Origin of the sequence: Staphylococcus pseudoxylosus (assembly GCF_003697915.1) — a bacterium.
Taxonomy (GTDB): Bacteria; Bacillota; Bacilli; order Staphylococcales; family Staphylococcaceae; genus Staphylococcus; species Staphylococcus pseudoxylosus.
The window spans coordinates 61,406-81,672 of the sequence record NZ_RCVN01000001.1 but is presented as its reverse complement, the minus strand read 5'-3'; the positions used below and the strand labels follow the sequence as shown (position 1 = coordinate 81,672).

General features: G+C 33.0%; 20 protein-coding genes. 18 read left to right on the top strand and 2 right to left on the bottom strand.

Going from position 1 to position 20,267, the window contains the following annotated elements:
- Positions 1–472: 472 nt before the first annotated feature.
- The gene (gene rpsT, locus D9V42_RS00415; RefSeq protein ID WP_017724620.1) at positions 473–724 is read right to left on the bottom strand and encodes a 30S ribosomal protein S20; all 252 of its coding nucleotides are present in this window, start codon (positions 722–724) and stop codon (positions 473–475) included.
- Positions 725–1,045: 321 nt separating this feature from the next.
- Between rpsT and lepA the strand changes: the two genes are divergently transcribed.
- The 18 genes from lepA (at position 1,046) to recO (ending at position 18,118) form a co-directional block, all read left to right on the top strand.
- The gene (gene lepA, locus D9V42_RS00410; protein ID WP_122062407.1) at positions 1,046–2,869 is read left to right on the top strand and encodes a translation elongation factor 4; all 1,824 of its coding nucleotides are present in this window, start codon (positions 1,046–1,048) and stop codon (positions 2,867–2,869) included.
- Between the two features lie 98 nt (positions 2,870–2,967).
- Complete coding sequence (gene hemW / locus D9V42_RS00405; protein ID WP_122062405.1) at positions 2,968–4,092, top strand: radical SAM family heme chaperone HemW; 1,125 nt, start codon at positions 2,968–2,970, stop codon at positions 4,090–4,092.
- A 100-nt stretch (positions 4,093–4,192) separates the two neighbouring features.
- Positions 4,193–5,173 carry a heat-inducible transcriptional repressor HrcA gene (gene hrcA / locus D9V42_RS00400; RefSeq protein WP_107555492.1) on the top strand — a complete coding sequence of 327 codons (981 nt, stop codon included), beginning with the start codon at positions 4,193–4,195 and terminating at the stop codon, positions 5,171–5,173.
- Positions 5,174–5,199: 26 nt separating this feature from the next.
- A complete protein-coding gene (grpE, locus tag D9V42_RS00395) occupies positions 5,200–5,811 on the top strand; it encodes a nucleotide exchange factor GrpE (RefSeq protein ID WP_107555491.1) in 612 nt (203 codons plus the stop codon).
- Between the two features lie 55 nt (positions 5,812–5,866).
- Positions 5,867–7,711, top strand: a complete 1,845-nt coding sequence (dnaK, locus tag D9V42_RS00390; protein ID WP_017724615.1) for a molecular chaperone DnaK — start codon at positions 5,867–5,869, stop codon at positions 7,709–7,711.
- A gap of 146 nt (positions 7,712–7,857) precedes the next feature.
- Positions 7,858–8,994, top strand: a complete 1,137-nt coding sequence (gene dnaJ / locus D9V42_RS00385) for a molecular chaperone DnaJ (RefSeq protein WP_029377161.1) — start codon at positions 7,858–7,860, stop codon at positions 8,992–8,994.
- A 3-nt stretch (positions 8,995–8,997) separates the two neighbouring features.
- Positions 8,998–9,936 carry a 50S ribosomal protein L11 methyltransferase gene (gene prmA, locus D9V42_RS00380; RefSeq protein ID WP_122062403.1) on the top strand — a complete coding sequence of 313 codons (939 nt, stop codon included), beginning with the start codon at positions 8,998–9,000 and terminating at the stop codon, positions 9,934–9,936.
- Between the two features lies 1 nt (position 9,937).
- On the top strand, positions 9,938–10,690 hold the full coding sequence (locus D9V42_RS00375; protein WP_122062401.1) for a 16S rRNA (uracil(1498)-N(3))-methyltransferase: 753 nt from the start codon (positions 9,938–9,940) through the stop codon (positions 10,688–10,690).
- 245 nt (positions 10,691–10,935) lie between these two features.
- Complete coding sequence (rpsU, locus tag D9V42_RS00370; protein ID WP_002483157.1) at positions 10,936–11,112, top strand: 30S ribosomal protein S21; 177 nt, start codon at positions 10,936–10,938, stop codon at positions 11,110–11,112.
- Between the two features lie 348 nt (positions 11,113–11,460).
- Positions 11,461–12,099: an NfeD family protein gene (locus tag D9V42_RS00365; RefSeq protein WP_216652801.1), complete on the top strand. Its 639-nt coding sequence runs from the start codon at positions 11,461–11,463 to the stop codon at positions 12,097–12,099.
- Between the two features lie 12 nt (positions 12,100–12,111).
- Positions 12,112–13,095 (top strand): flotillin-like protein FloA, encoded by a 984-nt coding sequence (floA, locus tag D9V42_RS00360; RefSeq protein WP_017724608.1) that lies wholly within the window; start codon positions 12,112–12,114, stop codon positions 13,093–13,095.
- A 16-nt stretch (positions 13,096–13,111) separates the two neighbouring features.
- On the top strand, positions 13,112–13,780 hold the full coding sequence (locus D9V42_RS00355; protein WP_122062397.1) for a hypothetical protein: 669 nt from the start codon (positions 13,112–13,114) through the stop codon (positions 13,778–13,780).
- 386 nt (positions 13,781–14,166) lie between these two features.
- The gene (locus D9V42_RS00350) at positions 14,167–15,114 is read left to right on the top strand and encodes a PhoH family protein (RefSeq protein WP_107530699.1); all 948 of its coding nucleotides are present in this window, start codon (positions 14,167–14,169) and stop codon (positions 15,112–15,114) included.
- Entirely contained in the window at positions 15,115–15,576 is a 462-nt protein-coding gene (gene ybeY / locus D9V42_RS00345) for an rRNA maturation RNase YbeY (protein ID WP_107530698.1), read from the top strand.
- 8 nt (positions 15,577–15,584) lie between these two features.
- Positions 15,585–15,923 carry a diacylglycerol kinase family protein gene (locus D9V42_RS00340; protein WP_107555992.1) on the top strand — a complete coding sequence of 113 codons (339 nt, stop codon included), beginning with the start codon at positions 15,585–15,587 and terminating at the stop codon, positions 15,921–15,923.
- A gap of 100 nt (positions 15,924–16,023) precedes the next feature.
- Entirely contained in the window at positions 16,024–16,428 is a 405-nt protein-coding gene (gene cdd, locus D9V42_RS00335; protein WP_122062395.1) for a cytidine deaminase, read from the top strand.
- The gene (era, locus tag D9V42_RS00330; RefSeq protein ID WP_122062393.1) at positions 16,428–17,327 is read left to right on the top strand and encodes a GTPase Era; all 900 of its coding nucleotides are present in this window, start codon (positions 16,428–16,430) and stop codon (positions 17,325–17,327) included. The genes cdd and era overlap by 1 nt, the downstream gene beginning before the upstream one ends.
- Before the next feature lie 32 nt (positions 17,328–17,359).
- Positions 17,360–18,118, top strand: coding sequence for a DNA repair protein RecO (gene recO / locus D9V42_RS00325; RefSeq protein WP_107555994.1), 759 nt, complete (start codon positions 17,360–17,362; stop codon positions 18,116–18,118).
- A gap of 638 nt (positions 18,119–18,756) precedes the next feature.
- On the opposite strand, the gene D9V42_RS00320 is transcribed toward recO, so the two are convergent.
- Positions 18,757–20,148, bottom strand: a complete 1,392-nt coding sequence (locus D9V42_RS00320) for a glycine--tRNA ligase (RefSeq protein WP_107555995.1) — start codon at positions 20,146–20,148, stop codon at positions 18,757–18,759.
- Positions 20,149–20,267 lie beyond the last annotated feature (119 nt).

Here is a 20,267-nt window from a genome sequence, read left to right as displayed (position 1 = left end):
TACAAATAGTATGATTAACTTGATGAAATGAGATTTGACAGTGGTGAAATAGTATTTGTGCATTTTCAACTCATTGGTATTGTACTTTTAAATAATATTTTATCGTTTTATGTTTAATTTAAATGGAATATTGAATTTGTATATAGAATTTGGCTGTTGATGATATTTTTATTTTGTCGACAGTCTTTTTGTTTAATAATTTAGTAATTTAAAAGTACTTTATAATAAATAAATCACAAAAATTAAATGTTTGTGATTTATTGAAGGGTAAGTTTGCACGACAGTTCGCACTAAAAAGATGGTAATATATATTAAACCGTGGCGGTATTTATTATGTTGAATAAATCAATTGATAAAGGATTACTGCTTTTTTGAAAAACAATTATACAAATATAAATAAACAAACCTTAGGCGAACTATCACCTAAGGTTTGTTTGATTAGTAGATTCGAGCAGTTGCTTGAATCTGTTTATTATTTAGCAGCTGTCATTAATGAAGACTTGATACGAGCAGCTTTGTTAGTGTGGATTAAGTTGCGTTGTGCAGCTTTATCTACTTTTTTCAAAGCAAAGCTCACTAAGTCAGCTTTGTTATCAGCACCAGCTTCTATAGCTGAATGAGCTCTCTTAACTGCTGTACGCATTTCATTTTTTTGAGAAATATTACGAGCTTCAGCAGTGTGTGTTGTGTTAACACGTTTAATTGCAGATTTAATGTTTGGCATGTGTGTCACCTCCTAAAAGTGATCTTCGCTATCAAAGTTAATTTGATTACAACAAGAAATATTTTATCAAAACAAGCAACTTTCTGCAATCATTTATTTATCTAAGGCGCGTAAAATAGATATAAATGATACAATATATGATAGAAAGATAAGAAAGTAACATAAAAGTTCAATTCAAAATCTCTTTAAAAATGTTATGACTTAATAAGTATTACTATTCAAATACTTTGCAAGTTTGCAATTAACTATTAAAAACGTTATTATATCAAAGAATGTCATACATATTACGGGCTAGAATTATGAAAGTGAGAAGGATAATACATGGATAAACAAGAACGCTATAATCGACGTAAAAATATTAGAAACTTTTCCATTATCGCACATATAGACCATGGTAAATCTACATTGGCTGATAGGATTTTAGAAAATACAAAATCAGTCGAGACTAGAGACATGCAGTCTCAATTATTGGATTCTATGGATTTAGAAAGAGAACGCGGTATAACAATCAAATTAAATGCAGTACGTTTAAAATATGATGCTAAAGATGGGGAAACATATACGTTCCACTTAATCGATACACCAGGGCATGTCGATTTTACTTATGAGGTGTCTAGATCACTTGCAGCATGTGAAGGTGCTATATTAGTTGTAGATGCGGCACAAGGTATAGAGGCACAAACTTTAGCGAATGTGTATTTAGCACTTGATAATGATTTAGAATTACTACCAGTCATCAATAAAATAGATTTGCCAGCGGCAGAACCTGAACGAGTGAAACAAGAATTAGAAGACGTTATCGGTATCGATAAAGATGATGTGGTACTTGCAAGTGCAAAATCAAATATTGGTATTGAAGATATCTTAGAGAAAATCGTTGAAGTAGTACCACCACCTGAAGGCGATCCAGAAGAACCTCTAAAAGCACTTATATTCGATTCAGAGTATGATCCGTATAGAGGGGTTATATCTTCTATCAGGGTGATGGAAGGTATTGTAAAAGCAGGCGACCGTATTAAAATGATGGCAACTGGTAAAGAGTTTGAAGTGACTGAAGTTGGTATCAATACACCAAAGCAATTACAAGTTGATGAATTGACTGTCGGTGATGTTGGTTACATCATAGCTAGCATCAAAAATGTAGATGATTCACGTGTCGGGGATACAATTACTCATGCCGATAGACCAGCGGCCGAACCATTACAAGGTTACAAGAAAATGAATCCAATGGTCTTCTGTGGCCTATTCCCCATTGATAACAAAGATTATAATGATTTAAGAGAGGCTCTAGAGAAATTACAATTAAATGATGCTTCGTTAGAATTTGAACCTGAGTCATCACAAGCTTTAGGTTTTGGTTATCGTACAGGTTTCTTAGGTATGTTGCATATGGAAATTATCCAGGAACGTATTGAACGTGAATTTGGAATAGAACTTATTGCCACAGCACCTTCAGTTATTTATGAATGCATCTTAAAAACAGGCGATGAAGTCACGGTGGACAACCCTGCGAACATGCCTGATAGAGATAAGATAGAAACAATATATGAGCCATTTGTGCGCGCGACTATGATGGTTCCTAATGACTATGTAGGAGCAGTAATGGAGTTATGTCAACGTAAACGTGGTCAATTTATAAATATGGAATATATGGATGATATCCGTGTGAATATCATTTATGAGATTCCATTATCAGAAGTAGTGTTCGATTTCTTTGATCAGTTAAAATCTAATACTAAAGGATACGCTTCATTCGATTATGAATTTATCGATAATAAAGAAAGTGATCTAGTGAAGATGGATATCTTGCTAAATGGTGAGAAAGTAGATGCTTTAAGCTTTATCGTGCATAAGGAATTTGCATATGATCGAGGAAAAGCTTTAGTTGAGAAACTTAAAACACTGATACCTAGACAACAGTTCGAAGTTCCTGTACAAGCAGCTGTAGGACAAAAAATCGTAGCAAGAACGAATATCAAATCAATGGGTAAAAATGTTTTGTCTAAATGTTATGGTGGCGACATTACTCGTAAGAGAAAACTTCTAGAAAAACAAAAAGCTGGTAAAGCTAAAATGAAAGCAGTAGGTAATGTAGAAATTCCTCAAGACGCTTTCTTAGCAGTACTTAAAATGGACGAAGATTAATATAAATTAAAAATTGGGGCCTTAAATCCAAAAGATTTATGGCCCAGTTTTTTGTGATTATTTTATGTCTTCAATAAATGAAAGAAGGTGCACGCAATATGGAAGTGAAAAGTGCATATATCCATATTCCATTTTGTGTAAGAATATGTACATATTGCGATTTCAATAAATATTTTATACACAATCAACCGGTGGATGAATATTTAGATTGCTTAATTAAAGAGATGTGCGATAGCGAGGTTAGAGTTTTAGAAACTGTATTTGTAGGTGGCGGAACACCGACAGCCTTAAGTTATAAACAACTCAAGCGATTACTAATTGCAATTACTGATACGTTCGAAATTAAAGGTGAATTTAGTTTTGAAGCTAATCCAGATGAATTAACACTTGAAAAAGTTCAATTATTGAAAGATTTTGGCGTTAACAGACTATCTATGGGTGTACAAACGTTTAAACCTGAACTTTTAGAAATATTAGGTAGAACGCATCATACTACAGATATCTATCGAGCTGTTTCTAATGCGCGTGCGGTAGGCATTCCCTCTATAAGTTTAGATTTGATGTACCATTTACCACAACAAACGTTAGAGGATTTTAAGGATAGTTTAGAAAAGGCATTGGCCATGGATATTGATCACATTTCAAGTTATGGGCTTATATTGGAACCTAAAACACAATTTTATAATATGTATAAAAAAGGTAAGTTGAAAATTCCTAATGAAGATATTGGTGAAGAAATGTATGAATATCTAATTGATAGAATGAATAAGTCTGATTTACATCAATATGAAATTTCAAATTTTGGGAAAGTAGGCCATGAATCGGAACATAATAAAGTTTATTGGAAAAATGAAGGGTATTATGGTTTTGGTGCAGGTGCAAGTGGCTATGTGAATGGCGAACGTTACAGTAATGTTAATCCTGTAAATCACTATATAAAAAAAATAAAGAACAATGAAAGACCTATATTACAATCAACTTACCCAACAAAAACAGAACAAATGGAAGAAGAAATGTTCTTAGGTTTGAGAATGAATAAAGGTGTAAGTAAAAATAGGTTTTTTGAAAAATTTGATCAAACAGTTGAACAAGTTTATGAGCAGTCGCTTAAAGATTTAACTCAAAAAAGACTTATTGTTGAACAAGATGACTACATTTCTATGACTAATCGTGGAAAAGTAGTCGGAAACTTAGTGTTTGAATCATTTTTACTTAATGTATAAAAATTTATAAAAATCCAGTGCTTTAACATTGACTTACTTTGACCAATTTGATAAATTATAATTAGCACTTGAAACAAAAGAGTGCTAATGAGGTGAAAACATGATTAGTGATAGACAATTAAGCATACTAAATGCAATTGTTGAAGATTATGTTGATTTAGGTCAGCCAATTGGTTCAAAAACACTGATTGAACGGCATAAATTGAATGTTAGTCCTGCTACTATTAGGAATGAGATGAAGCAATTAGAGCTTCTCGAACTAATAGAGAAGACGCACACGTCGTCAGGACGATATCCTTCAGAATCAGGTATCAGATATTATGTGAATCAATTATTACAAGAAACATCTCATCAACAACAAACTAAAATTCAACGTTTGAGAGATTTATTAGTTGAAAATCACTATGATATTGCGACTTCACTCAGTGATTTTGCAAATGAACTTTCAAATCAATCTCAGTATACAACGTTGGTAATGCGTCCAAATCATAAAAAAGATATTGTTAATAACATTCATTTGTTTAGAGCAAATGCTTATTTGGTTATAATGGTTGTTGTATTCTCATCAGGTCATGTTGAAAACTTACATTTAGCATCTCAAGTTCCATTATCAAATAATGAACTTACGAACATTTCTAATTTTGTTACTGCTAAATATAACGAGTGGAATGATCATCATTTCGAAAATGACTTGAATGCTTTTGTGAAATCAGATATTGAAAAAGATTTTATAAAAGACATGTTGAATACAATAGATATTCATTTTGATAATCAAAGTAATGGCATTTTTATGGGCGGAAAGGTTAAACTCATAGATGCGTTAAATGAAACGAACGTATCATCAATTCAACCGATTCTACAATATATAGAATCAAATAAAATCACACAATTACTTGATGAAATGTCTAATTCAGCTATTAATGTCAAAATTGGTCATGAAATTGAATCAAGTTTAAGTGATATTTCAATTGTTACAAGTGAATATCACATTGATGATAGACTTAAAGGTCAAATTGCGGTTATCGGACCAACGGCAATGAATTATCAGAACGTAATCAGATTACTAAATACGATTTGGTAATTAACAATTGTATTGGAGGGCAGACAATGACAGAAAAAAATGAATCAGTTTTCGACCAAAACGAAGACGTAAATGAACAAACTTCAGAAGATAATACGGTTGAAAACACTGATGAAACTACAGAAACATCTCAAGATAATCTGCAGGAGGACGATTCACAAAATATATCAGAAGACGTAGATCCTAAAGATGAAGAAATTCAACAATTGAAAAAAGATGTTCAAGAAAATGAAGAAAAATATTTAAGATTATACGCTGAATTTGAAAACTATAAGCGTAGAATACAAAAAGAAAACCAAACAATGAAAGAGTATAAAGCACAAGATGTTTTAAATGATATCTTACCAACAATAGATAACATTGAACGTGCTTTACAAATTGATGGCGAAGATGAACAGTTTAAATCACTTAAAAAAGGTGTAGAAATGGTTCATGAAAGCTTATTAAATGCATTGAAAAATAATGGTTTAGAAAAAATAGAAACTGAAGGTCAACAATTTGATCCTAACTTCCACCAAGCTGTAGTTCAAGATGATAATCCTGATTTCGAATCTGGACAAATTACTCAAGAGCTACAAAGTGGTTATAAATTGAAAGAAAGAATTTTAAGACCTTCAATGGTTAAAGTAAATCAATAAATTATTTTATTGTTGAAAACACCAAATTTTCAAACATAACAGGAGGAATTTATTTATGAGTAAAGTAATAGGTATTGACTTAGGTACAACAAATTCATGTATTGCGGTATTAGAAGGCGATGAGCCAAAAGTAATCCAAAATCCTGAAGGTGCTAGAACAACACCATCTGTAGTTGCATTTAAAAATGATGAAACTCAAGTAGGTGAAGTTGCTAAGCGTCAAGCAATCACTAACCCTAACACAATTCAATCTATCAAACGTCATATGGGTACAGATTACAAAGTAGACGTTGAAGGTAAATCATATACACCACAAGAAATTTCAGCAATGGTATTACAAAATCTTAAAAGTACAGCAGAAGATTATTTAGGTGAAAGCGTAGATAAAGCTGTTATTACAGTTCCTGCATACTTCAATGACAGCGAACGTCAAGCTACTAAAGATGCTGGTAAAATTGCTGGTTTAGAAGTTGAACGTATTATTAACGAACCAACTGCAGCTGCATTAGCATACGGTTTAGACAAAACAGAACAAGATCAAAAAGTACTTGTATTTGACTTAGGTGGCGGTACTTTTGACGTATCAATCCTTGAATTAGGTGACGGCGTATTTGAAGTACTTTCAACAGCAGGTGACAATAAACTTGGTGGGGATGACTTTGACCAAGTAATTATTGATCACTTAGTTGCAGAGTTCAAAAAAGAAAACAGCGTAGACTTATCAAAAGATAAAATGGCTTTACAACGTCTTAAAGATGCTGCTGAAAAAGCTAAAAAAGACTTGTCTGGTGTTTCTCAAACACAAATTTCATTACCATTTATCTCTGCTGGAGAAAGCGGTCCATTACACTTAGAACTTACACTAACTCGTTCTAAATTTGAAGAATTAGCAGATTCATTAATCAGAAGAACTATGGAACCAACTCGTCAAGCAATGAAAGACGCTGGTTTATCTAGCTCTGATATCGATGAAGTTATCTTAGTTGGTGGTTCTACAAGAATCCCTGCAGTACAAGATGCAGTGAAAAAAGAAGTAGGTAAAGACCCTCATAAAGGTGTTAACCCTGACGAAGTAGTAGCAATGGGTGCAGCAATTCAAGGTGGCGTTATCACAGGTGATGTTAAAGACGTAGTATTATTAGACGTTACACCATTATCATTAGGTATTGAGATTATGGGTGGACGTATGAACACACTAATTGAAAGAAATACTACAATTCCAACATCAAAATCACAAGTATACTCTACAGCTGCAGATAACCAACCAGCAGTTGATATCCATGTATTACAAGGTGAACGTCCAATGGCAGCAGATAACAAGACACTTGGTAGATTCCAATTAACTGATATCCCAGCTGCACCTCGTGGTGTACCTCAAATCGAAGTTACATTCGATATTGATAAAAATGGTATTGTAAACGTTACTGCAAAAGACTTAGGTACTAACAAAGAACAAAACATTACAATACAATCAAGCTCAGCACTTTCAGACGATGAAATTGATCGCATGGTTAAAGATGCAGAAGAAAATGCGGAAGCAGATAAAAAACGTCGCGAAGAAAGTGATTTAAGAAATGAAGCAGATAGTTTAGTATTCCAAGTTGAAAAAACAATCACTGATTTAGGTGAAAACATCAGCGAAGAAGATAAAACAAATGCTGAAGATAAAAAAGAAGCATTAAAATCTGCGCTTGAAGGCGAAGATATAGAAGATATCAAAGCTAAAAAAGAAGAATTAGAACAAGTTGTTCAAGACTTATCAACTAAAGTTTACGAACAAGCTGCACAAGCTCAACAACAAGCTCAAGGTGAGGATGCAAACGCTTCTCAAGATAGCAATGTTGAAGATGCAGATTTCACAGAAGTTAAAGATGACGACAACGAAGATAAGCAAAAATAAGTGTAGTCATGGACTAATTAATTGTTATTGATAGAAATATATGACACAATTGCTTAGCCAAATTAAGTCAAAGTCAATTGAACATTGGCTTTGACTTTTTCCTTTTTTATAAAAGATTTAATAAAACCGTAAAAGGAGAGATAACAGTGGCCAAAAGAGATTATTATGAAGTCTTAGGTGTTAGCAAAGGCGCTTCTAAAGATGAAATTAAAAAGGCTTATCGTAAATTATCAAAGAAATACCATCCTGACATAAATAAAGAAGAAGGTGCTGACGAGAAGTTTAAAGAAATCTCAGAAGCATACGAAATTTTAAGTGATGACAACAAACGTGCTAATTATGACCAATTTGGTCATGACGGCCCACAAGGTGGTTTTGGTGGCCAAGGCTTTGGTGGTCAAGACTTTAGCGGATTCGGAGGCGGCGGTTTCGAAGATATTTTCAGTTCGTTCTTCGGAGGCGGCAGACAACAACGTGATCCAAACGCACCAAGAAAAGGTGACGATCTACAATATACAATGACTGTTACTTTTGATGAAGCAGTTTTTGGTAGCGAGAAAGAAATTTCAATACGTAAAGATGTTACTTGTCACACATGTGATGGTGAAGGTGCGAAACCTGGTACTAAGAAAAAAACATGTCATTATTGTAGTGGTGCTGGCCACGTTTCTGTTGAACAAAATACAATACTTGGTAGAGTTAGAACTGAAAAAGTTTGTCCAGTATGTAGTGGTTCAGGTCAAGAATTCGAAGAACCATGTCCAACATGTCACGGAAAAGGTACTGAAAACAAAAATGTTAAAATCAGTGTAACCATACCTGAAGGTGTTGATAATGAACAACAAATTAGGCTAGCTGGTGAAGGTGCTCCAGGTGAAAATGGTGGGCCACAAGGTGACTTATATATCGTCTTTAGAGTTAAACCTTCAGAAAAATTTGAAAGAGATGGCGACGATATTTATTATTCTCTTGATGTTAGCATTGCCCAAGCAACGTTAGGCGACGAAGTTAAGGTCCCAACGCTAAATGGTAGCGTAATGTTAACTATTCCTGCAGGCACTCAAACAGACAAACAATTCCGTCTTAAAGAAAAAGGTATCAAAAATGTACATGGCTATGGCTATGGTGACTTATTTATAAATATTAAAGTAGTTACACCAACTAAAGTAAGTGAGCGTCAAAAAGAATTGCTTAGAGAATTTGCAGAAATTGATGGCGAAGAAATTTCAGAACAACCGTCAAATTTTAGAGATAAAGCTAAAAGATTCTTTAAAGGAGAATAATATATGAACTGGACTGAAGTATCAATCAGCATTAATCACGAGGCATCATCAATTATTTCTGATATATTAGAAGATTTTGGCTCAAATGGTGTAGTTATAGAAGATTCTAAAGATTTGGAACAAGCGTTTGAAGATAAATTTGGTGAAATTTATGCATTAAATGCCAATGATTATCCTCAAAAAGGTGTAAGAATAAAAGCGTACTTCAATGAAATTAAATATACAGAAAAGTTCAAATCAGAACTTATTAATGCAATTAAACAAGTTCCTTCTCTGGATCTTTCACTTTTTGAGTACGAAGAACAAACATTACGTGAGCAGGATTGGGAAAATGAATGGAAAAATTACTTCCATCCATTTAGAGCTTCAGAACAGTTCACAATTGTTCCTAGTTGGGAAACATATCAAAAAGAAGACGAAAGTGAATTATGTATTGAATTAGATCCAGGAATGGCGTTTGGTACTGGGGATCATCCTACAACTAGTATGTGTTTAAAGGCAATAGAATCATATGTGAAGCCAAGTGACGCTGTTATTGATGTTGGCACTGGTTCAGGTATATTAAGTATTGCTGCTCATTTATTAGGTGTAAAACGTATTAAGGCATTAGACGTAGATGAAATGGCAGTAAGAGTTGCTAAAGAGAACTTTGAGAAAAATAATTGTGACCATGCAATTGAAGCCACGACCGGAAATTTATTAAAAGAAGAAACTGAAAAATTTGATGTTGTGATTGCTAATATTCTAGCTCATATTATTGAAGAAATGATCGATGATGCTTATAATACCTTGAATAAGAATGGTTATTTTATTACGTCTGGTATTATAGAAGAAAAACACGAAGCGATTGTAGCGCACATGGAAAACACGGGTTTTAAAGTGTTGTCTATTAACCATGAAAATAGCTGGGTCTGTATTGTAGGTCAGAAAGTGAGCGATTGACATGCAAAGATACTTTATTAATCAAAACGCTGATTCACTTCAGCGTTTTTCCATTATCGATAAAGGTGATATCCATCATATTTTAAACGTAATGAGGTATCAAATTGATGATGAAATTATTATCACTTTTTCGGATCAATCTGTTTATAAATGTAAAATTAACAATATAGCTACTAATGAAATTGAAATCGAGCTAGTTGAACAAATTGATATAGATTCAGAATTACCTCAAAACATTACTATATGTAGTGGTTTGATCAAAGCGGATAAATATGAATGGCTGTTACAAAAAGCAACTGAACTAGGTGCTAGTGAATTTTTAGCTGTAGGTATGAAACGCTCTGTTGTAAAATTAAATGAAAGTAAGGTAACTAAGAAATTAGAACGCTGGCAGAAAATTATTAAAGAAGCTGCTGAACAAAGCTATAGATTAGCCATACCTTCTATCGCTTATAAAGCCTCACTAAAAGAAGTTTTTCAACAAAGTGATTTATATGATTATATTTTGATAGCATACGAAGATGCTGCCAAACAAGGTGAAGTTAGTAATCTTAAAAGGATGATAAAACAATTTCAGCCCAATGATCGTGTTCTAGTGATTTTCGGACCTGAAGGTGGATTAGCGGATGAAGAGTTAGCATTGTTTAGTGAAAATTCATATCAAGTTGGGTTAGGTCCTAGAATTTTAAGAGCTGAAACAGCGCCCCTATATGTGCTAAGTACCATTAGTTATGAAGTGGAACTGTTAGATTAATCTTATGTGGCATTTTTGAATTTAAGCAATATATTAAACTTAATAACAAATTTACTAGTATTAATATAATTTACAAAAGATTTAAGAATACTGCTAAAAAGATGTCTAAGAAAAACGTTAAATTAAAAAAATGTAAATTTTACTAATTGACCACATTAATCAGATATATTATACTAAGTTATACATGGTTAGTACCATGTGATGATAATAAAGTTTCGTTGATATTTGGAGGGAGGGAAATACACATGTCTAAAACAGTAGTCAAAAAGAACGAATCACTTGAAGATGCGTTACGTCGTTTCAAACGTACAGTTTCTAAAAGCGGTACAATTCAAGAAGTACGTAAACGTGAGTTTTACGAAAAACCTAGCGTTAAACGTAAAAAGAAATCAGAAGCTGCACGTAAACGTAAATTCAAATAATTAATTGTTTCGTTGACTCCCTCAACACCAACATTAATTATAAACCAAAATAGCCTTTAGTTGATTATCAACTAAAGGCTATTATTTTTATCTGAATTTGTATATAACGCTAATGATTTATAATAGTTGCCACTACAAATTATTATCGATTCTTAATATATCCTTACAATCAAGAAACGCTTAAAAATTAATTTATTGATTATGAAATTTTATGCTGTAAACGCTATAATCACGTATTAATTTCATGTATAATTAGATTGAGAGCGAGGTGATAGAGTGATTCCTTCAAGTAGTTTACATACAATATTTTCAGCTAATTTTGTTGAAAGTGGGAACTGGATTGACGATATGGCTAATTTTATTGTAAATCCAGTAGTTGCGTTAATTTTAACATGTATTATCTTTTTAGGTTTCTTATACCAATTGTATTCGAATAAAATTAACATCATAGGAATTGTTGCGACATTAACTTTATTAATATTCTTTTTAGGATTTTATATAAAAGGAGATGTCAATTTATATTCTGTTATTTTATTTGGCATAGGCGTTATATTTGTAATAATTGAACTTTTTGTAGTCGGCGCAGTTATCGGTATTATCGGTATGGCACTAATAGTTTTTAGTATTATTACTTTAGGAGATAATTTAGTTTATATGATTGCCAATGTCGTCGTTGCATTAATACTATCAATTATTGAATGGGTGATACTTGTGAAGATATTTAAACGGAAAATTCCATTTTTAGACAAGGTTGTATTGAAAGATTCTACAAATGCAGAAGCAGGCTACACTTCACACGAAGATCGCTCTCATTTAGTTGGGCAAACTGCAACAACTTCAACTGATTTAAGACCTGCAGGAATTATTACTTATAACAATGAACGTATTGATGCAGTTTCTGATGGTTCTTTTATTTTAAGAAATAAACAAGTTACCATTTTAGAAGTAGAAGGTACGAGAGTTGTTGTAAGAGAAAACGAATCATAAAGGAGAGAAAGTATGATCGGATTAATTATTATTGTCGCTATAGTAGTAATAGCATTATTGTTATTATTTTCATTTGTACCAGTCGGATTATGGATTTCAGCAATTGCCGCTGGTGTTAAAGTAGGAATAGGTACATTGGTTGGTATGAGGCTACGTAGAGTATCACCAAGAAAAGTTATTTCACCGCTTATTAAAGCACATAAAGCAGGGCTTAACTTAACTACGAATCAACTAGAATCTCATTATTTAGCTGGTGGTAACGTTGACCGTGTAGTTGATGCGAATATCGCGGCACAAAGAGCGGATATTAACTTGCCATTTGAACGTGGCGCTGCTATCGATTTAGCTGGTCGTGACGTTTTAGAAGCTGTACAAATGTCAGTAAATCCTAAAGTTATAGAAACACCGTTTATCGCTGGTGTTGCTATGAATGGTATCGAAGTAAAAGCCAAAGCGCGTATTACAGTACGTGCCAACATTGCTCGTTTAGTTGGTGGTGCTGGTGAAGAAACAATCATCGCTCGTGTAGGTGAAGGTATTGTTTCTACTATTGGTTCAAGTGAACATCACACAGAAGTATTAGAAAATCCAGACAATATTTCGAAAACTGTTTTAAGTAAAGGTTTAGATTCTGGTACAGCGTTTGAAATCTTATCGATTGATATCGCTGATGTTGATATTAGTAAGAATATCGGTGCAGACTTACAAACTGAGCAAGCACTTGCAGATAAGAATATTGCACAAGCTAAGGCTGAAGAACGTCGTGCTATGGCCGTAGCGCAAGAACAAGAAATGAAAGCGAAAGTGCAAGAAATGCGTTCTAAAGTTGTTGAAGCCGAAGCTGAAGTACCATTAGCAATGGCAGAAGCTTTACGTTCTGGAAACTTAGGCGTAAAAGATTATTACAACCTGAAAAATGTTGAGGCAGATACAGGTATGAGAAATTCTATTAATCAACGTACAAATCAACAAGATGACGAATCACCGGATAAATAATTTTAGGGGTGATTAAATGAATATAGGTATTATTATTTTTGTAATATCTGTGATTGTAACAATAATCGGAGCTATTAATGATAATAGTCATAAAGATAGACAAAATCAAAAGCCACCAGTAAATAAAGGGCCAAATAGTAAGGGTGAGCAACCGAAAAAAGGTGGATTCTTAGACGAAATAGGTAAAACTTTCAAAGAGATTGAAAAACATATTAACGAAGATCCTACGTCACAAAGAAGAGAACCTGAACAAATGCCTCAACCCGAACGTTCACAGTCTTCACCAACGGAAACACGTGCAGAAAAAATGGAATCACCAAGTTCTGAGCGTAAGACAAGAAAAGATAATGAAACTGAAGCAGATAAAGCAAAACGAGCTCAAAAACAACAAGATGATAAATTACAAAAAGAGCTTGAAGCTGATTTAATGGGACAAATACAAGATGTTCGAACTGAAATTGACCGTGAAAACGAGAAAAGACTTCAGAGAACTGAGAAAAAAGCGCGTGCAATCATTGCGGATAAATACTTATCTGAAAGAACAAAAAGGTTTCGCTTGAAACAATTGATGAATGCACACGCTATTCAAAGTCCTGCTAATAATGATCAGTTTAGGTTTGCTGATGATGAAGTGGTTAACGGTATTATTTGGTCTGAAGTACTGGAAAGACCTAAAAGGTTATAATTGCATATTTTAACGTCTTATAAAAATCAACGTATGTAGGTTTTTATAGGGCGTTATTTTTTATTGCAAAACACTGTACAAATAAAATATTTTTAACTATTATTGAATAATTACTCAATTTGCGTACTGCTTAATTTATTCAATTAGATAGAATGTAAATCTTCTGTTAAAATTGTGGAAATCACTTACGATTCAATACGCTTTAAAATAATATCAGCCATTTTCGTGATATAATGAAGGTGTAACTTGAATGGTAAGTTTGAATTATGAAAATTCAACTGAATAAATATCTGAAATGATTTATTGTTTATTAAAAACTTTTTGTAACTTAAAATCTAATAGGATAAAATAAGAAGTAACGAATATATTTGTAAAGGAGTACTTATATGCCTGGAATTATTCAAATAGATGACAATAACGAAGCGCAAGCACTCATTGGTAATAATGATGAACATCTTAAATCAATTGAGGAAGGCTTTGATGTCATTGTGCATGCTCGAGGACAAGAAATCTCTGTAAAAGGTGAGAAAGTTGAGCATGTTGAAAAAGCAGAATCTGTGCTAATAAACTTACTGAAAGTCATTCAACAAGGTGTTTCTATATCTATCAAAGATGTAGAGGCTGCTGTTAAAATGGCGCAAAATGGTAAGATTCAATACTTATTAGATTTATATGAAGATGAAATTACTAAAGATGCATATGGTAAAACCATCCGTGCTAAAACGATGGGACAACGTATGTATGTCAATGCAATGCACCATAATGATTTAGTTTTTGGTGTAGGCCCAGCTGGTACTGGTAAGACTTTCTTGGCAGTTGTATATGCAGCGAAGCAACTACGTAAGGGTAATGTGAAACGTATTGTACTTACTAGACCTGCCGTTGAAGCTGGAGAATCATTAGGATTTTTACCTGGTGATTTAAAAGAAAAAGTAGATCCATATTTAAGACCGTTATATGATGGTTTGAATACAGTTTTAGGAAGAGAACAAACAGCCAGATTTATAGAAAGAGGCATAATTGAAATTGCTCCGTTAGCCTATATGAGAGGTAGAACTTTAGATGATGCTTTTGTCATATTGGATGAAGCACAAAATACTACGCATGCTCAAATGAAAATGTTTTTAACGAGACTAGGTTTCGGTTCTAAAATGGTAGTAACTGGAGATAAAACACAGATAGACTTACCAAAAGGCGTTAAAAGTGGATTAAAAGAAGCGATTAAAAAGCTAGAAAATGTAAAAGGATTAAGTATTCATAACCTTGACCAAAGTGATGTTGTACGTCACCCATTAGTAAGTAAAATTATTGATCGTTATGAGGGAGAAGAATAAATGTTTACAATAGATTTTAGTGATCATACAGAGTTAGTACAAAATGAATGGTTAACACAAATAGATGAATTGCTTACTTTTGCTAAAAAACAAGAAAATATTGAAGAAGAAGCTGAATTGTCTGTGACGTTTGTTGATAAACAAGAAATTCAGGAAATTAACAAAATGTATCGCGATAAAGATAAAGTAACAGATGTTATCTCTTTCGCTTTAGAAGAAGATGAACCAGAAATAACTGGGCTTGATATGCCAAGGGTATTAGGAGATATAATAATTTGTACTGATGTTGCAAAAGAACAGGCAGATAATTATGGTCATAGTTTTGAAAGAGAACTTGGTTTTCTTGCATTACATGGTTTTTTACATTTATTAGGCTACGATCATATGAATGAACAAGATGAAAAAGAGATGTTCGGGCGACAAGAACAAATCCTTAATGCCTATGGATTAACAAGAGATTAGAGGCGCATATGAAACGATTTAGTTATGCTTTTCATGGTATGCTAGTACTGATAAGAAAAGATCATAAATTTTCATTACATCTATTATTAGCTTTAATAGTGATTATTGCAGGTTTTACTTTTAAAATTAACGAAACAGAATGGCTTTTTATTATTATTTCAATTGGTCTAGTACTCGCGTTTGAAGCAATTAATACTGCCGTAGAATATGTCGTAGATTTAGTTACTAGTGATTATCATGTTTTGGCAAAAAAAGCTAAAGATGTTGCTGCTTTTAGTGTTGTACTTGCTTCTCTCGTTGCCTTAGTTATAGGACTCATTATTTTTTTACCATATGTATTTAAATAGTAGTGCAATTTTAGAAAATTTGTTTATACTAATAAGACATAGCAATTAACAAAATTAAAATATTTGAGGATAACTTATTATTAAATAGGGGAGATAAACTATGACTTACCAATCACATTATTTTACAGAAGTAAGAAACGCTCAAGCAAATGCCTATGCACCATACAGTAATTTCAAGGTTGGTGCGTATTTAAAGACTAAGGATGGAAAAACATATTATGGTGCTAATGTAGAAAACGCTGCTTATCCCATGTCTATATGTGCAGAAAGATCTAGTTTAGTGTCAGCAATTGCGGACGGTTATCGACCAGGAGATTTTGAATCAATTACTATTACTGTAGATGCAGATGAACCTTCTTCACCATGTGGTGCTTGTCGACAGGTATTGAAAGAACTATGTGATGATGATATGCCAGTGTATATGACAAACCATCAAGGCGATATGATAGAATTGACGGTAAATGAACTACTACCATTAGGATTTTCAGGAAAGGATTTAAATTAATGACAGAACATAAATCAGGATTTATCTCAATTATAGGTAGACCGAATGTTGGTAAATCAACTTTTGTAAACCGAGTAATTGGGCATAAAATCGCAATAATGTCTGATAAGGCACAAACTACGAGAAATAAAATACAAGGTGTTATGACGCAAGAAGATGCTCAAATTATCTTTTTGGACACACCAGGTATTCATAAACCTAAACATAAATTGGGCGATTATATGATGCGTGTTGCTACAAATACACTATCTGAAATTGATGCTATTATGTTTATGGTAAATGTTAATGAAGATATCGGTCGTGGTGACGAGTACATTATGGACATGCTCAAAACCATTAAGACACCAATATTCTTAGTATTGAATAAAATTGATTTAGTACATCCAGACGAACTGATGCCACGAATTGAAAAATACAAGCAATATTTGGATTTCACTGAAATAGTTCCAATTTCAGCATTAGAAGGCCACAACGTTGACCATTTTATCAATGTTTTAAAATCTTACTTACCAGAAGGCCCTAAATATTATCCGGATGATCAAATTTCCGACCATCCAGAACAATTTGTAGTTGGTGAACTTATTCGCGAAAAAATACTACATTTGACTAGCGAGGAAATACCTCATGCTATTGGGGTTAACGTAGACCGAATGGTTAAAGAAGATGAAGATAGAGTGAGAATTGAAGCTACCATTTTCGTAGAAAGAGATTCTCAAAAAGGTATTGTGATTGGAAAAGGCGGTAAAAAGTTAAAAGAAGTAGGTAAACGTGCTCGTCTTGATATAGAACGTCTATTAGGCTCCAAAGTTTATTTGGAACTGTGGGTAAAAGTTCAAAAAGATTGGCGTAACAAAGTAAACTTCATACGTCAAATGGGCTATTTAGAAGATCAAGATTAGGGCAAAGAATTTTTGAAAGTCGGTGAGCTATTGTGTTGATTAAACAAAAAGGTATAATCATTAAAACAGTTGATTATGGCGAATCCGATAAAATTATAACAATTTTGAATGAACATGGCGCAAAGGTACCTTTAATGGTAAGGCGAGCTAAAAAAAGTAAAAGTGGTTTACAAGCCAACACCCAATTATTTGTGTATGGCTTGTTTATTTATTCTAAGTGGAAAGGCATGGGGACATTGAGCTCCGTCGATGTGATTGAACAAAATTATAATCTTCGTTTAGATATTTACGAAAGTAGTTTTGCTAGTCTATGTGCCGAAACAATTGATCGTTCACTTGAAGCAGATGAAGTTTCTAAATATAGCTATGACCTTTTACATTTTGTTTTGGACAAAATTAAAAATGGTGTTTCAGCGCAACTGATGTCAGTAGTTGTTTTATTAAAATGTATGAATCGTTTTGGATTTAATGCTACATTTGATAAGTGTGCTATTACTGGCAATGATGATCAGTCTAAATTAATAGCATATAGTTTTAAGTATGATGGTGCTATTTCTGAAGGTGTTAAATATCAAGATCCACATGCACTCGTTTTATCTAATAAAACACTTTATTTGCTAGATATTCTTCAAAAATTACCAATTAATCAAATGAGTTCTCTTAGTATTCATGATGATGTTGTTAATGAGATGTCTGAATTAATGATCCTATTATATAAAGAATATGTAGGGATGTATTTTAAAAGTCAAAAACTAATCAATCAATTACATAGATTAGATAATTTATCTTGATTAGGTCGTACAAGCATTGGCTCCTATTAGTTTCCATAAAAAATCAACTGAATAAACATAAAATTAGACTAAGTAAGAAAGCACTTCTAGTATAAGCTATCATAATCTTGTATTAGGGTGTTTTTTTATTTTTAAGTATAGTTCATATAAACAGCCAAAAGTAAAGACACTATAGTTTTTTACTAAATGATATATCCAAACACAAGAAGAGTCTGACTTTAACAAACTATAATTATGTTATGTAAATCTATAATATAATTAAATTGGATCAAGAACTATAATAAGGATTGAGGATATAGAGAGATAGAAGCATCAACTTTATGATAGTTTACTATAAAACTTTCGGTGCTTAAGGGAAGTAAAGCTATTAAATTAGATAAAAGTTAAATTATAACTGTTGAATCTAGCGTCTGTTATCTGTGGTAACAATTAAAACGAAAGTAGTGGTATGGACTAATAAATTAAATGTTCAACAAAAACTGATTCAACATGCTATGCTCTTGCTTTGCAATTTAGTAAAATCATTAATTACACAAAAATCCCTTAGTATGAATACTCAAGTGTTAAATATATTAAAATAAACCAAACGTTATATTTAACGTTTGGTTTATTTATAAGTAATATTAACTATAACTGAATTAGAATTTAACTTTTTCAGCTAAGAAAGCATTTAGTTCCGTAATTGGCATACGAACTTGTTCCATAGTGTCACGATCACGTACAGTTACTTTTTCATCTTCTAAAGAATCAAAGTCGAAAGTGATACAATATGGTGTACCGATTTCATCTTGACGACGATAACGTTTACCTATTGATTGTGACTCATCAAAGTCGATAGAGAAGTTAGCGCTCAATTCTTCAAATACTTTAATCGCATCACCAGAAAGCTTTTTGCTCAATGGTAATACTGCTGCTTTATACGGAGCAAGCGCAGGGTGGAAGTGTAATACAGTTCTAGAATCTTTACTACCTTCAACGCCTTCTTCATCATAAGCATCACATAAGAATGCTAATGTGACACGGTCAGCACCTAGTGATGGTTCGATACAATAAGGGATATATTTTTCGCCTGTTTCTTGGTCATGGTATTGGAAATCTTCACCTGAGTGTTCGCTGTGTTTTTTCAAGTCGAAATCTGTACGGCTAGCGATGCCCCATAATTCACCCCAACCAAATGGGAAGCGGTACTCAATATCAGTAGTTGCATTTGAATAGTGAGAAAGTTCGTCGGCATCATGATCACGTAAACGCGTAGCTTCTTCGCTTAAGTTTAAATCTTTTAGCCATTGGCTTGCGAACGTTTTCCAATAATTTTGCCATTCTATTTCTTCGCCTGGTTTACAGAAGAATTCTAGTTCCATTTGTTCGAATTCACGTGTTCTGAAAATGAAGTTACCTGGTGTGATTTCGTTACGGAAAGATTTACCTACTTGACCAATACCAAATGGTAATTTTTTACGCATTGTACGTTGTACATTTTTATAGTTTACGAAAATACCTTGTGCAGTTTCAGGGCGTAAGAAAATTTCATTTGTAGAATCTTCAGTTACACCTTGGAACGTTTTGAACATTAAATTGAATTGGCGGATATCAGTCCAGTTTGCTGTTCCACTTACAGGACAAACGATACCTTCTTCATCAATAATGCGCTTCATTTCATCAAAGCTTAAACCATCGGCAACGAAATTTTCATCACCTTTTTCATTTGCCATGTAATCTTCGATAATTTTATCAGCACGATAGCGTATTTTACTATCTTTGTTATCTATCATAGGGTCGTTAAAGTTACCAAGGTGACCAGATGCTTCCCATGTTTTTGGATTCATTAAAATTGCAGCGTCAATACCCACATTATATGGAGATTGTGTAATGAATTTTTGCCACCATGCTTTTTTAACGTTATTTTTTAATTCTACTCCTAGTGGACCATAATCCCATGTGTTTGATAAACCACCATAAATATCACTACCAGGGAATACAAATCCTCTATGTTTCGCTAATGAAACAATTGTTTCCATATCTTTTGCCATAAAAAATACACTCCTCTTTAACATAAAAACGTCCCAAGACACAGAAAAAAATAAAACTTTATCCGTGTCTTGGGACGAGTTAATCATTTTTAATCACATATTCGAAATATGTGTTTGTT

Bases quoted from the DNA above. Each gene is read 5' to 3' on its own strand.
- D9V42_RS00320 (WP_107555995.1), bottom strand. From the start codon at position 20,148: ATGGCAAAAGATATGGAAACAATTGTTTCATTAGCGAAACATAGAGGA.
- ybeY (WP_107530698.1), top strand. From the start codon at position 15,115: ATGTTTACAATAGATTTTAGTGATCATACAGAGTTAGTACAAAATGAA.
- rpsU (WP_002483157.1), top strand. From the start codon at position 10,936: ATGTCTAAAACAGTAGTCAAAAAGAACGAATCACTTGAAGATGCGTTA.
- floA (WP_017724608.1), top strand. From the start codon at position 12,112: ATGATCGGATTAATTATTATTGTCGCTATAGTAGTAATAGCATTATTG.
- D9V42_RS00365 (WP_216652801.1), top strand. From the start codon at position 11,461: ATGGCTAATTTTATTGTAAATCCAGTAGTTGCGTTAATTTTAACATGT.
- D9V42_RS00375 (WP_122062401.1), top strand. From the start codon at position 9,938: ATGCAAAGATACTTTATTAATCAAAACGCTGATTCACTTCAGCGTTTT.
- dnaK (WP_017724615.1), top strand. From the start codon at position 5,867: ATGAGTAAAGTAATAGGTATTGACTTAGGTACAACAAATTCATGTATT.
- hemW (WP_122062405.1), top strand. From the start codon at position 2,968: ATGGAAGTGAAAAGTGCATATATCCATATTCCATTTTGTGTAAGAATA.
- D9V42_RS00350 (WP_107530699.1), top strand. From the start codon at position 14,167: ATGCCTGGAATTATTCAAATAGATGACAATAACGAAGCGCAAGCACTC.
- D9V42_RS00355 (WP_122062397.1), top strand. From the start codon at position 13,112: ATGAATATAGGTATTATTATTTTTGTAATATCTGTGATTGTAACAATA.
- hrcA (WP_107555492.1), top strand. From the start codon at position 4,193: ATGATTAGTGATAGACAATTAAGCATACTAAATGCAATTGTTGAAGAT.
- prmA (WP_122062403.1), top strand. From the start codon at position 8,998: ATGAACTGGACTGAAGTATCAATCAGCATTAATCACGAGGCATCATCA.
- era (WP_122062393.1), top strand. From the start codon at position 16,428: ATGACAGAACATAAATCAGGATTTATCTCAATTATAGGTAGACCGAAT.
- D9V42_RS00340 (WP_107555992.1), top strand. From the start codon at position 15,585: ATGAAACGATTTAGTTATGCTTTTCATGGTATGCTAGTACTGATAAGA.
- cdd (WP_122062395.1), top strand. From the start codon at position 16,024: ATGACTTACCAATCACATTATTTTACAGAAGTAAGAAACGCTCAAGCA.
- rpsT (WP_017724620.1), bottom strand. From the start codon at position 724: ATGCCAAACATTAAATCTGCAATTAAACGTGTTAACACAACACACACT.
- grpE (WP_107555491.1), top strand. From the start codon at position 5,200: ATGACAGAAAAAAATGAATCAGTTTTCGACCAAAACGAAGACGTAAAT.
- lepA (WP_122062407.1), top strand. From the start codon at position 1,046: ATGGATAAACAAGAACGCTATAATCGACGTAAAAATATTAGAAACTTT.